At 44.6% G+C, this 12,871-nt stretch carries 11 protein-coding genes and 1 riboswitch; of the genes, 6 read left to right on the forward strand and 5 right to left on the reverse strand.

Features of this window, described 5'->3' with window-relative positions:
* Positions 1-7: 7 nt before the first annotated feature.
* Both EXU30_RS09095 and EXU30_RS09100 read right to left on the reverse strand, forming a co-directional pair.
* The gene (locus EXU30_RS09095; RefSeq protein WP_130599349.1) at positions 8-1,159 is read right to left on the reverse strand and encodes an efflux RND transporter periplasmic adaptor subunit; all 1,152 of its coding nucleotides are present in this window, start codon (positions 1,157-1,159) and stop codon (positions 8-10) included.
* Between the two features lie 341 nt (positions 1,160-1,500).
* Positions 1,501-2,649, reverse strand: coding sequence for an MBL fold metallo-hydrolase (locus tag EXU30_RS09100; protein WP_242620373.1), 1,149 nt, complete (start codon positions 2,647-2,649; stop codon positions 1,501-1,503).
* 132 nt (positions 2,650-2,781) lie between these two features.
* On the opposite strand from EXU30_RS09100, the gene EXU30_RS09105 reads away from it, so the two are divergent.
* From EXU30_RS09105 to EXU30_RS09125, 5 genes are all read left to right on the forward strand, one after another.
* The gene (locus EXU30_RS09105; RefSeq protein WP_130599351.1) at positions 2,782-3,405 is read left to right on the forward strand and encodes a TetR/AcrR family transcriptional regulator; all 624 of its coding nucleotides are present in this window, start codon (positions 2,782-2,784) and stop codon (positions 3,403-3,405) included.
* A 221-nt stretch (positions 3,406-3,626) separates the two neighbouring features.
* Positions 3,627-5,567 carry a GGDEF domain-containing protein gene (locus EXU30_RS09110; RefSeq protein ID WP_130599353.1) on the forward strand — a complete coding sequence of 647 codons (1,941 nt, stop codon included), beginning with the start codon at positions 3,627-3,629 and terminating at the stop codon, positions 5,565-5,567.
* Between the two features lie 189 nt (positions 5,568-5,756).
* Entirely contained in the window at positions 5,757-7,679 is a 1,923-nt protein-coding gene (locus tag EXU30_RS09115) for a diguanylate cyclase (protein ID WP_130599355.1), read from the forward strand.
* A 111-nt stretch (positions 7,680-7,790) separates the two neighbouring features.
* The gene (locus tag EXU30_RS09120; protein ID WP_130599357.1) at positions 7,791-8,633 is read left to right on the forward strand and encodes a DUF4437 domain-containing protein; all 843 of its coding nucleotides are present in this window, start codon (positions 7,791-7,793) and stop codon (positions 8,631-8,633) included.
* A 380-nt stretch (positions 8,634-9,013) separates the two neighbouring features.
* Positions 9,014-9,679 (forward strand): outer membrane beta-barrel protein, encoded by a 666-nt coding sequence (locus EXU30_RS09125; protein WP_130599359.1) that lies wholly within the window; start codon positions 9,014-9,016, stop codon positions 9,677-9,679.
* Positions 9,680-9,931: 252 nt separating this feature from the next.
* On the opposite strand, the gene EXU30_RS09130 is transcribed toward EXU30_RS09125, so the two are convergent.
* Both EXU30_RS09130 and EXU30_RS09135 read right to left on the reverse strand, forming a co-directional pair.
* Positions 9,932-10,621, reverse strand: coding sequence for a DNA-3-methyladenine glycosylase I (locus EXU30_RS09130; RefSeq protein WP_130599361.1), 690 nt, complete (start codon positions 10,619-10,621; stop codon positions 9,932-9,934).
* A 49-nt stretch (positions 10,622-10,670) separates the two neighbouring features.
* Positions 10,671-11,258: a thioesterase family protein gene (locus EXU30_RS09135; RefSeq protein WP_130599363.1), complete on the reverse strand. Its 588-nt coding sequence runs from the start codon at positions 11,256-11,258 to the stop codon at positions 10,671-10,673.
* 163 nt (positions 11,259-11,421) lie between these two features.
* Positions 11,422-11,595: riboswitch (FMN riboswitch) on the forward strand.
* Between the two features lie 91 nt (positions 11,596-11,686).
* Here EXU30_RS09135 and ribB point away from each other — a divergent pair.
* A complete protein-coding gene (gene ribB / locus EXU30_RS09140) occupies positions 11,687-12,343 on the forward strand; it encodes a 3,4-dihydroxy-2-butanone-4-phosphate synthase (protein ID WP_130599365.1) in 657 nt (218 codons plus the stop codon).
* 90 nt (positions 12,344-12,433) lie between these two features.
* Here ribB and EXU30_RS09145 read toward each other — a convergent pair whose 3' ends face one another.
* A complete protein-coding gene (locus tag EXU30_RS09145; RefSeq protein ID WP_130599367.1) occupies positions 12,434-12,865 on the reverse strand; it encodes a DUF2798 domain-containing protein in 432 nt (143 codons plus the stop codon).
* Between the last annotated feature and the right edge of the window lie 6 nt (positions 12,866-12,871).

Genomic DNA, 12,871 nt, shown 5'->3' on the forward strand with positions numbered 1-12,871 from the left:
CGATTTCCTATTTAGTTGGTGTCGAAGTTGACACGACTTGTGGTGCTACTGGTGCTCCAGGGCGAATTTTCTGCAGCCCTTCAACAATGAGCTTATCCCCAGGGACTAAGCCATCGACAATACGCCATTGGTTGTTAATTGCTTCGGCAGTTTTAACCATGCGAACTTCAACAGTATTTTCAGCATTAACCACCATGACCATCGGCTGACCTTTAGGGTTACGAGTTACTGCCTTTTGCGGCACTAAAATTGCGCTAGGGTCAGTACCAGTATCTAAACGGGCACGAACATACATGCCTGGTAGCAATAAACCATCAGGGTTTGGAAACTCAGCACGGATCGTCACAGAGCCAGTTGCTTCATCAACACTGACTTCGGCAAACTTCAGAACGCCAGCATGTTCATATTCTGTGCCATCTTCTAACAACAGAGAAACAGACGCATCTTCAGATTGCTGTAACTTACCGGCGCGTAACTGAGACTTGAGGCGTAACATTTGCGCACTAGATTGGGCAATGTCGACATTAATTGGATCTAATTGCTGGATAGTTGCAAGTGTAGAGTTTTGGTTTGCTGTTACCAATGCTCCAGCTGTAACTGAAGACTTACTAATGCGGCCTGAAATCGGTGCTTTTACTTCGGTATATTGCAAATTAATTTCCGCAGTATTGATTGCCGCTTCAGCTACAACTACACCAGCTTTTGCTTCTTGATAAGCAGCAAATGCTTCATCGTAATCCTGTTTACTAATCGCGTTGGTTTGCACCAAAGCCTCATAGCGCTCAGAAGTCGCTTTCGCAGAGCTTAATGCTGCTAAAGCACGAGCTAAATCAGCTTTAGCGCTAATCAATGTTGCTTCATAAGTTGCTGGGTCAATTTGGTACAGTGATTGACCTTGATCAACGATACCGCCCTCAGTGAAACCTCGTGAGGTAATGATACCTGTAACCTGCGGGCGAACCTCAGCCTCTAAATAGGCGCGGCTACGACCTGGTAGCTCCACTTCAATAGCTTGAGGTGCAGCTTTAACGGTAATGACTCCAACTGGGGTGGGCGGTCTTTGCTGCTGTGATTGGCCAGCTTGTTGTGCCTCTTGGTTACAAGCTGATAGCCACATTGTGGCTGCCACAACAGCGGCAATTTTGAGTGCTTTGTGCATGTTATCTATACTCCTAATGCATCCCCTAACTCGCCCACTTTGGTGGATCATATTATTCCTTGGGGATAATACTTTTTATTGCTTAAAAATTAGCTGGCGCCTTTATCTCACAGGCGTTTAGGGCTCACAACAAACTTGTGAGCCCTAAATTGTAAACAAATAATAAGATTCGCTCCGCTGTTATCAATCCATTAACATTCCACAAATTTTGACGACACTTAGACACGCAAATTAGTAAAATGCTAAGCAAATGTTAGTGGTTAAAATCTCTCTTGCCTAATAATTCGATCAATAAATGACCAAGTTAAACTCTGGTTTGTGAACTTAGTCAAAACAGCGACTTATATATTGTTAGCCACTGGTTTTATTGCTCCATTACTAGCGGTTTCGGTTTCAGCGCTGAGCATGGGCTTCCACCATGCATGGGTCGAACTCGCCTCACCAATCACCACTTCTTCACCAAAACGTGGCGTCACCAGCTCTACATTGTGCGCCTGGGCCAATTGGCTGATTTTCTCTAATGGCTCAAACCAGTCATGCAGCGCTAGGTCAAACGTACCGTTATGGATCGGCAACATAGTTTTACCTTGTAAATCGATATGCGCTTGCAAGCTCTGCTCAGGCAACATGTGAATATCGCTCCACAATTCGTTATACGCGCCTGTCTCCACTAAGGTTAGGTCAAACGGACCAAAGCGCTCACCAATCTGTTTAAATCCACCAAAATAACCACTGTCTCCACTAAAAAATATGCGGTGCTGTTGCCCTTGGATCACCCAGCTAGCCCATAATGTGTGGTCTCTATCTAATAAGCCACGGCCTGAGAAATGCTGAGTTGGGGTCGCTGTTAACTTTAATGAACCAAGCTCAATGTCTTGCCACCAGGCAAGCTGGGTTACCTTAGCGGCGTCAATGCCCCAATCAATCATATGGTCACCCACTTTCAACGGGGTAACAAAGTGCGCCACTTTTTCATCCAGGGCTTTAATTGCCGCCTTATCTAGATGGTCATAGTGATCATGGCTGATTATCACCGCTTTAATCTGTGGCAACTCTTCAATGCTGATTGGCGACTGATGGAAACGCTTAGGGCCAGCCCATTGCACAGGTGAAGCTCGCTCACTAAATACAGGGTCAAGTAAGATAAACTCACCATCGATACGCATCAGCAAAGTTGAGTGCCCCAAACGATAAATAGCGTCATGCGACTCAGCAATCAGCTGCGATTTGGTCAATGGCACAACTGGTACCTGCACCGTCGGTGCTGGCGCAGCGCGTTTGGCTCCAGCGTAGGCTTTCATAATCTGCCATATGTCACCTAAACCACTTTTATATTCAGTTTCACTATTGATGAACTTGTCACCACTGGTTTTTTGTTTGCTCATAGTACTTGCCTCATCTTCAACGACCGATTCAGCTTTGACGTACTTGCACGTATATATGCTCAGTGCGATGGCAAATAGCGCCATTAATGTGGCTGCAATTGTCATTTTCACCTTTCGACCTCTCAAAAAAGTAAACTACACGGTTTAGTTTATTCATGTTATCTTGAAAAGTAAACTACCCAGTGTAAAATACTCATCAACATTTTTATGCCCCTGTGCAATCAGCGAGACAACACCATGACAACCGAGCAAAAGAAAACCCGCAGTGAAATAAAGCGTGAGGCAATAATTGAAGCCGCACAGCAAGCTTTTACTGAATGCGGTGTGGCAGCAACGAGCATGGATAAGATTGCAGAACAAGCGCAAGTATCTAAGCGCACCGTGTACAACCACTTCAAAACAAAAGAAGAGCTGGTGATGCACCTAGTAAATCGCTTGTGGGAAGAGTCACTCGCGCGCCCTACGCTTGAGTATGATGCCGATCGCGACTTGCAAAGTCAGTTGACGGAGTTGCTACTAGGTGAAATCAACCAAATGGCTCAACAAGTTAATATTGATGTTGCCCGCATGGCAATTGGCCACCTGTTTTACGACACCACAGGTATGAGCCAGGAAATGCAACGTTTGAAAGATTCAGAAACAGCAATCCTACGCTGGATAAAAGCGGCAAAATTAGATGGTCGTCTAGAAGTCAGCGCCCCCTTATTTGCTAGTGAGCAGATTTGGCACCTAATGAAAGGCCATTGTTTCTGGTCACATATCATAGGTAACTTACCTCCGTTACCTGAAAGTGACCGACTGCATCTAGCTAAAGAGACTGCACTGATGTTTCTTGCTCGCTACCAAACAGACAAGTCATAAAATCCTCACTCGACGACGATAGAGCCAATACAGTGAGATAGATCACACAGACTCAACAACCAATGTATCACTTTGTATCTCTATGTAAATTAACGCAAAGATGCAAGTTAAAGCCATTGAATAATTTAGAGTGGGCGAGTAAATTTGCGAATATATGAATTATTCAATACGCCTTTATGAATATCAAAAGGTGAGAGTTTACACGGAGGTTAACTAAATTGATGCTGCACAAACTGTTGGTCAGGTTTACGCTACTATTGTTGCTTGTTAGCAACACGGCTATAGCGACTGACAATGCAGCTGCTCGTATGAAATACACCTCGGTAAATATCACCCCAAACTCAGTTACCGAAGCGACCGCGACAGAGAAAAATGTTGCCGAGCGTATCTTATATATCGCCGAAGATCACACCATGCTGCCAGCAGATATTGCCAAAGAAGCCGAGCAGCTATTGCAACTTTCTAAACAGAAAAACTGGCTCAAAAACGAGGTAATGGCTGCAGCAGCAAAAGCCTCGATGCTGAGCTATATGGAAGACATTCCAGAGGCCTTATCGCTAATTAATCGCTACTTACCGATAGCCCAAACCAATCACTATAAATCCACAGAGATTCGCCTGCGTTTAGCCTACCTAACGGCAAGTGACGCCATGGGACAGTCAGATGAAGCCCTGCAGCAAATTCAGCACTTATTAGATTTAATCCCCACAATTTCAGATCAAACGCAAATTGGGCGTGTCTATCTCAGTATTGCTGAATACCAATACGCCCAACGCGACTTTGGCGAATCGCTTACCTATATGCAAAAAGCCTATCAGCTATTTGCAGCATCAGATCACAAAGTAAAACTCAGTGACACCTTAAATGCACTCGCCAACTTATATAACGCCCTAGGTGATAGACAATCTGCGATTAGTTATTACCAGCAAGCTCTCGCGATGAAGCAAGAACTAAAAGACGACTACAGCACTGCAGTTATCGCCTATAACCTAGGCACAACCTACTCCCAAGATAGGCAATTTGATCTAGCCAAACAAACGCTAGCTTTAACGATAGAGCTCACTGAAAAAACAAAGGATGATGTCGGCACAGCGCTTGCTCAAATGGGAATTGCCGGGATTGCACTCAAGCAGGGGAAAACAGCTAAAGCTATTGAACTATTCTCCATCGCCAAATCGAGCTTTGAGCAAATTGGTGTAGCCAGAGGTTGTTTTCAAGCAACACTTGGACTTCATGATGCTTTCTACCAAACTCAGCAATATCAGCGCGCACGGGAACAATTAGAGGATTTACAACAGTTAGCGCAACAACTCGATTTAGATGACTTCTATGCAAAAGTGAGCAAACGTGAGGCTGACAACGCCGCAATAAAGGGTGACTTCGAACAAGCTTATATCAAACTACTTAGCTTTCATGAGCAAACCGTAGATAAGTATGAGCAGGAAAAGCAAGGCAATATTCAACAGTTAAAAGTGCGTTTTGATACCGAAATAGCCCAACAACAAAACCAACTACTGCAGAAACAAAATCAGGTAAAACAGCTTCAAATTGAGCAACAAAGTAACCAACGCCTCGTGCTGATATTGGCAGTATTAGTTGGTGGTATTATGCTGTTTTATCAATTTAGAAATCGCCAGTTCTATCGAAACCTTGCGATGAAAGATTCGCTCACATCTGCGGCAAACCGCCGGGCGATTATTAGTTCAGGCAAACAAAAGTGTGCTTGCGAGACTAACTCCACGACAGTTGTATTGGTCGACTTAGATAACTTTAAATCGATCAACGACACCTATGGCCATGACACTGGCGACGAAGTACTGATTGCATTTGCCCACGCCTGCAGACAAACCATGCGTAAACATGATGAATTTGGTCGTTACGGCGGCGAAGAATGGTTACTGTTGCTTGACCGTGCCAGCGAGCAAGATGTAATTGCCGTAATGCGCCGAATTCACAATACCCTAAACAAACAGGCTCTCAACGGTTATCCAAAGGATAAAGTCATTAACTTTAGTTGTGGCGTTGCAGTCAACCCTGCTCACGAGTCCCACCGACTAGACACGCTAATTAACCTCGCAGACGAACGTTTATATCAAGCCAAACAATCGGGACGTAATGCTATTGGCCTGACCGACCAGGTTGTTAAAATCTATCAAAGCTAATTGAAGCTAACAGACCTATCACCACAGAAACAAACGTTTAAGTATCAAACTGTTACACAGATTAAATAATCGTAAATTTTGCATTAAAACGCGTTGAATAAACTAGGCTAACAAGGTAACGTGTGGCGCTTAATTAACCAGTCTAGACACTGGTGTACTGATACGGACAGATTTCAAGGCTTAACCTGCATGCCACCTCACCTTGCATTCTATACTCGCTTGTTCATCACAACCGTGATGTTAACAACCAGCTTTGCAACTGTAGCCAAGCCCAGTAACATCATTGATGAAGCCGAAATTGCAGCAGGCAATGTCACCCAACTAACTATGCTTCAGCGTATTGAATACCTAGCACAAGACCAAGCATTAGCTCCTAACGACATCATTACCGAAACCGAGCAGCTCATTCGCCTTGCTCAGCATAATCAGTGGCTAAAAAATGAAGTGATGGCTGCAACGGTGCAAGTTGAAATGCTTGCATATATGGAGCGTGTTGAAGAGGCAAATACCCAAATTAACCACTACTTGCCCATTACTGAATCTCAACACTTTCAAGAGCTCAATATCAGGATGCAGCTCGCTCAGCAACGCATAAGTGATTCAGTTGGATATTCAGAAGAGGTCGAGCAACAAAAACAACTACTACTGGAAATCGCACCCACGTTAAGTAATCGGCACCTGGCTGGGAAAATTTATCTGTCGGTAGCCGAGCGCCAGTATGCTCACAACCAGCTAGATCAATCGCTGAAAAACATGCAGCAAGCCTACAATATTTTCTTTGAGCTAGATGATCAGGTTAATTTAAGTGATGTGCTTAACTCATTGGCAAACCTCTACAACTACCTTGGCGACGACCTAGCGGCGATTGACTACTTTAAACAAGCCTTAGCAATCAAAAAGCAGCTGAAAGACGAATTTAGTAGTGCCGTCATCGCCTATAACCTGGGGATCACATACAGCCACTTAAACAAACTCGAATTAGCAGAACAAGCATTGGCTGAGTCTTTCAGCCTCAGCCGTAGTATCGACGATGAAATTGGTGTTTTACTTGCCAAAGCCGGACTCGGCAGCGTTGCCCGTTTACAAGGTGATTATGAGCAAGCGATAAAACTTTATAGCGAAACTCGCGAGGCCTTTCTTGGCACAGGGGTAAATCGAGATATCTATAGCGCCACACTAGGTTTATTTGACAGTCATTTTGCGGCCGGCAACATAGCGCAAGCTCAGGCTTTATTGCCTGAGCTTGAGCAACTCGCCAGTCAACTTAACGCTCAAAACGCTTCGCTTAAGCTACTGCGACGACAAGCCAAAAACGCCTATGCCATGGGTGAGTACCAACAGGCATATAACAAAATGGAAAGTTATTACGAGCAAGAGTTAGCAGTATACGAGCACGAAAAAAAGAAGAAGCTACAAACCCTTAAAGTACGATTTGACACTGAAATGGCTCAGCAAAACAACGAGCTGCTGAAAAAAGACTTACAGCTAAAACAGCTGCAACTCGACAGCCAAAGTAACCAACGCTTGTACTTAATACTCGCCATTTTAGGGGGTGCGTTGCTACTATTTAGGCAGTTCAAACATCGTCAATTCTATCGCGATCTAGCGATGAAAGACCCGCTCACATCCGCTGCTAACCGAAGAGCTGTTATCAATGCGGGGCAACTAATTTGTGCCAACAGTCAAAGTGCTGCCACCATTATTTTGGTCGACTTAGATAACTTTAAACAAATCAATGACAGCTTTGGTCATGACACTGGCGATGAAGTGCTGATAGCCTTTGCCAACGCCTGCAAACAAACACTGCGCAAAAGCGACACTTTTGGGCGTTATGGCGGTGAAGAGTGGCTTATTTTGCTAGATCAGGCAAATGAGGGGCATGCTGTTGCTGTACTCAAGCGGATCCATCAAGCGCTTAACCAGCAAGCATTAATTGGCGTGCCAAACGACCAAGATATCAACTTCAGTAGCGGCGTGGTCATGCGCGAGGCTAACAGCGAGCTGCAGCTGGACACACTTATCAACCTTGCAGACCAAAGGCTATATCAAGCCAAAGCATCAGGTCGTAATGCAATTCAACTATCAGAACAATTGGTCGCTCTATCTTCCTAGGCCCTAGTTTTATATAGATTTTGTTGAAAGTCTTTCTTTATCAAGGCTCTTTTTCAACACTGCACTATCATTACAATGACCAACACTCGAAGAATATAGGATCACGCTTTTATGGACTCGTCTAAATCTCTACTCGCTTTGGCATTACTAGCAACCAGCACCATTGCAGCTACAGTGACCATCACTGGAGCCTATGCAGCCGACAAGCAATCTCACCTGGTAAGCGCCAGCGACATAAACTGGGGTTACTTAAACCCACTAAGAGGCGACAAGAGTCCGGGAGCGGCCGACCTGTGGGGCGACCGTACTAAAAATACCGCAACTGGCATGTTAGTGCGCTTTAAAAAAGGCTTTTCATCACCACCGCACATCCACAACATCTCATACCGCGGTGTTGTGATAGACGGTCTAATGCATAACGACGATCCGAGTGCAGAAAAAATGTGGCTACCAACCGGCTCATTTTGGACTCAACCAGCGGGTGAAAACCACATTACAGCGGCAGATGGTCAAACAAACCTTATCTATTTAGAAATCGATAGTGGCCCTTACCTTGTGCAACCAAGTAGTGAGCATTTTGACAATGGTGAGCGCCCGATTAACCAACACTCAAGCAATATGGTGTGGTTAGCACCAACTGATGCAACGGCTGTAAATCAGTCTAACGCTCAGGTTACTTATCTTTGGGGCAGTACCAAAATAGGTGAAATGGGCGGCGCCATGATCAAGCTGCCAGCCAAATTTGATGGCGAGCTAAAGGTAACGGCTGATGAATTTCGCACCGTGGTGATTGCCGGTGAACTTGACTATCAATCTAAAGAGCAACCTAGTATTAACCTAAAACCTGGGAGCTATGTTAGCTCAAATGGCGAGTTCAGCCACCAGCTGCAAACCGAGGTTGCTACCACCTTGTATATCAGAACAAATGGCAGCTTTAATTTAAACAGCAAATAACTACTGATTCTACAAAATGAAGGTTGACTGGTTATCGCTCTCAATGATAGCCAGTCCACCCAAATAGGCTGAGCAGCCTTAAAAGTTGTCAAGGGACTGTTAACACCGCCTCCCATTCAATACAAATTCAAAGCATTCCACCACCGCGCAAACAATCAACAACAACCAGTAACAGCACCCCTACCGTTTACAACAAGTTTGCAACAGCGCTTTTAGTAACACTCACAAAACACATTAAAGAAGTTTAGTGGTGAATCTCTGACTATCATTCTCATCCATTCTTGATAAGGCATACTTATCAAGCACTTAAATGGCTCAACAATGGAATTGCCTAAGCGCCATATGAAGAGCAACAACAATCTAGTCAGAGAGATTATTTAATGAAAAAGTTCATCTTAGCTTCAATCGCTACTGCTGTTTTAGCAACTTCAACTGTTTCTGCAAGCGAGTTCACCATCAACCCAATGATTGGTGCTTCTAACAACAAAGCATTTGGTACTAGCTTTGCTGCTGGTGTTGAAGCAGGCTATGGCGATGTGCTTATGGGTTACACCTACACTGGCACTTCAGAGAAGACGTCTTCTGAATTCATCTACGACGGCCAAGAAGCATTCACCAACAGTAAAGACGAATTTTCTGCTCACTCTATCTACGCGGGTTACCAGTTTGACGTTGCGGCAGGTAAGTTAGCGGTTAAAGCTGGTGTTGAAATCTCTAAGCGTAAAGCTAATGGCTCATTTGGTTGGGAAGCAATGACACCAACACCATTCTCAACTGCAAACAACGAAGGTGGTATGCTGCAATCTTCAGTGAAAGGTGAATCTTTGGTTCGCCCAATGGTTGGTTTAGGCTACCACTTAGACAACGGTTGGAACTTCAACTTACACTACACTTTCCACCGCAGCGACCGCCAAGCTACAGCTAACTTTACAGGCGCTTATATGAGTGCAGATGGATTTGAAGAAGAAAGCATCAGAAACGTTAAGACATCACTTAGCGACAAAGACATGAGCACTTGGATGTTCACTGTTGGTTACCGCTTCTAAGCAGATAAGCTAATTAGTTTTATAGCTAAATAGCCAAAAAAATACCTCATGCTAGTGAGGTATTTTCTTGAACAAACTTTGCCTTGCAGCACTTTTACCAGCCCAGAGACAGTAACAGTGCGGTTTATTCAAGCAAGTTTGTCAGTTAAGGGATTCTCTGACACCAAGGATGGTTCTCAATCGCTTGCGTCACCGGCCTGAGCTCGCAATCATAAGCTGCTTTCTGCCAGTAATAATTTCAACTCTACCAAGTTACATATGGTTATCACCCACGCTTAGCGAAATGATTTTGCTGATTTCGGCAAGTTTTAAACCCGTTTGCTGTTGATACTCATTAAATACTTTCTGGGTTTGCTTAAGCCCTGATTTCGACGTAAAACCACTATCGACTAACTTATTGGCTTTTAAATAAGCTTGCACATCTTGCGATAACAAAAAGGTATCTTTACCTATCGAGCGTAAAAAATACGGCCCTGTATTACCGCCTAAACGCGCGCCTTTTTGCTTTAGAATTTGCCATAAACCCACAATATCATCGCTCGGCCAGTGAGCAATAAACTCAGCAAAACTGCCGTGTTCACGGGTCATTTGCTGCACCATATAAGCGTTATCGACAATCGCCTGAGTTTTCTTTTGGTGGCGAATAAGCGTTGGATTGGTTGCGCGATCTTGAATTTGCTCTGGCGACAACATCAATACTTTAAAAGGATCAAAGTCGAAAAAGGCTTTCTCATACTCAGGCCATTTGTTCTCAACCACTCGCCACACAAAGCCGCTTTGAAATACCCGCTTACTCATTACAGATAGTAACTCGGCGTCGCTGTACTCGCTTATTTGCGCGGCGCTCAGTGTGTCTGGCAGCAATAATTCAACCGCATCAGGCCCGCCTTTACGCTCGCAAGCACGTTGATAAATAGACGAGAACTTTTCTAACTTAGCCACTTTGTGCTCCACAATATTTAATGGTATCTGCTATCTAAGCTTATCGAACCTAGGCGACTCTCTTTGCTTGCTCGACAACTTGCTCAGGTACAGATTGTAATTTAGGTGCGAGATTTTGCTCTTTTTTAAGCTGTAGGAATTCTTTCCACTTCACCACTTCTGCTGGCATTTGTGGTTGCTCACCGTCAAAACCTGCTTCACGCACTAGTTCTGCAATCGGCACTTGTTTGCCTTTATGCAAGAACACACCACGCACATGCACAATACAGTGCAAGCCACGTTTAGTGACAAAACGGTGCTCAATGTAAAAGTACTTTTGATCCCAACCAACTATCTTGGTCTCAATTTCAAACTTTTCCATTGGCTTAATATCACGGATAAAAGTGAATTCAGAAGCATTAACAATCGGCAGCCAACCCAAGCGTAAAAAGCGTTTCATAAAGCCCATTTCGGCAATCATGTGGGTGCGCGCTAAATCCATAAATGCTGGGTAACGCGAATTAGTGAGGTGCATATTGATGTCGCAATCAAGCGGCAAGGCACGAAAGCTAATACGGCTTACATCTAAAAAACCAATACGTTTAGTGCGATGAATACGCCACAGAAACAGCCAAATCAGGCGAAAGTACAAGTTCATGACTACTACTCCTTAAGTCAGGGGCACAAGGCTAGCAAAGGTCATACTGGCGAGCAACAATTTAGAGTATCTATCCTAATAACGATAAAGAATGTGATAGATACGGGTGTTTTTTCTCAGCCAGAAGCATTAGCATTGAAGCCCCTAATGGATAAGCCATTAGGATAATTCTCAGGGCGGGGCGAAATTCCCCACCGGCGGTAATTTATGTCAGGCATTGCCACATAATCAGCCCGCGAGCGCTCGATACGTCGAGGTCAGCAGATCTGGTGCCTTCCTCCAACATTGAGGGATATTCCAGAGCCGACGGTTATAGTCCGGATGAAAGAGAATAGAAAACCACTAGCAGCTCACGCTGTTAGTGCGCTTGCTATGGCCTGTTGGCCACTTTCCAAAGCCCTGATCCTTGATATTTTTTGGAGTAAACCATGGATCAGTTATCACTACTTGCGCCTTTTGGCGACCCAATCGAGCGCGTTGAAAAAGCCCTCGCTGCACTTAAGCAAGGTAACGGCGTATTACTGCTAGACGATGAAGATCGCGAGAACGAAGGCGACATCATCTATAGCGCAGAGCACCTCACAGCAAAACAAATGGCACTGATGATCCGCGAGTGCAGCGGCATTGTGTGCTTATGCTTAACCGACGAGCAAGCTAGCAAACTAGAATTGCCGCCAATGGTTGAGAACAACAACAGCGCTAATCAAACTGCGTTTACTGTATCGATTGAAGCCAAAGTTGGCGTGACTACCGGCGTGTCAGCCGCAGACCGCGTAACCACGATTAAAACTGCAATCAACCCAGATGCAAAGCCAACCGACCTTGCCCGCCCAGGCCATGTATTTCCACTACGCGCCCGTAAAGGCGGAGTCATGACTCGCCGCGGTCACACTGAAGGCACGGTTGATTTGATGCAGATGGCAGGTTTGCAGCCAGCAGGCGTACTTTGTGAACTAACCAATGAAGATGGCACCATGGCCAAAACGCCTGAGATCATAGAGTTTGGCTTAAAGCACAATATGCCAGTGCTGACCATTGAAGATATGGTGCTTTACCGCCAACAATTTGAGTTAAAGTTAGCTTAGGCTAAAGTTAGCTTATCTAACGCTCTACAGCTGCAAACTAAAAAGCGCAAACTGAATGTTTGCGCTTTTTTGTTGCTTAACGATCAGCGGTTAACCTAGCTTTGGCATTCCATACTTGCGAAAAACCAACCAATTACACATAGGCACAACAAGATAAGCCACAAACATGCCCACAGGCACACCTATGCCGACAGCTTTAATAAGCACCAACACGTCAAATCCAACCCTTGGAATAAGCGCAAACGGCACCATAATAGCGCTCATCACCACAGACATCAGAAAGCTAAAGAGCAAGCCTTTGAAGTGATGAGGTAATTCTGGAGCATATGTAGTTATGAACACGCTGACACCAATGCCAACCAAAGCTCCTGCAGGAATAGTTAGTGGCAGCTGCATCAACCAATTAAACATATCAAATGGCTGCTTGTAAGCCGTTAGGAAGATGAGGTTCATTGCTAACGAAAAGGTAATTGATACTAGTAGCCCAAACGTGCGGCGACTGTTGTTTTGATTTTCAGACATAAAAAA

Origin of the sequence: Shewanella maritima (assembly GCF_004295345.1) — a bacterium.
Taxonomy (GTDB): Bacteria; Pseudomonadota; Gammaproteobacteria; order Enterobacterales; family Shewanellaceae; genus Shewanella; species Shewanella maritima.

Coding starts and splice junctions, on each gene's coding strand:
- EXU30_RS09095 (WP_130599349.1), bottom strand. CDS start 1,159: ATGCACAAAGCACTCAAAATTGCCGCTGTTGTGGCAGCCACAATGTGG.
- EXU30_RS09100 (WP_242620373.1), bottom strand. CDS start 2,649: ATGACAATTGCAGCCACATTAATGGCGCTATTTGCCATCGCACTGAGC.
- EXU30_RS09105 (WP_130599351.1), top strand. CDS start 2,782: ATGACAACCGAGCAAAAGAAAACCCGCAGTGAAATAAAGCGTGAGGCA.
- EXU30_RS09110 (WP_130599353.1), top strand. CDS start 3,627: ATGCTGCACAAACTGTTGGTCAGGTTTACGCTACTATTGTTGCTTGTT.
- EXU30_RS09115 (WP_130599355.1), top strand. CDS start 5,757: ATGCCACCTCACCTTGCATTCTATACTCGCTTGTTCATCACAACCGTG.
- EXU30_RS09120 (WP_130599357.1), top strand. CDS start 7,791: ATGGACTCGTCTAAATCTCTACTCGCTTTGGCATTACTAGCAACCAGC.
- EXU30_RS09125 (WP_130599359.1), top strand. CDS start 9,014: ATGAAAAAGTTCATCTTAGCTTCAATCGCTACTGCTGTTTTAGCAACT.
- EXU30_RS09135 (WP_130599363.1), bottom strand. CDS start 11,258: ATGAACTTGTACTTTCGCCTGATTTGGCTGTTTCTGTGGCGTATTCAT.
- ribB (WP_130599365.1), top strand. CDS start 11,687: ATGGATCAGTTATCACTACTTGCGCCTTTTGGCGACCCAATCGAGCGC.
- EXU30_RS09145 (WP_130599367.1), bottom strand. CDS start 12,865: ATGTCTGAAAATCAAAACAACAGTCGCCGCACGTTTGGGCTACTAGTA.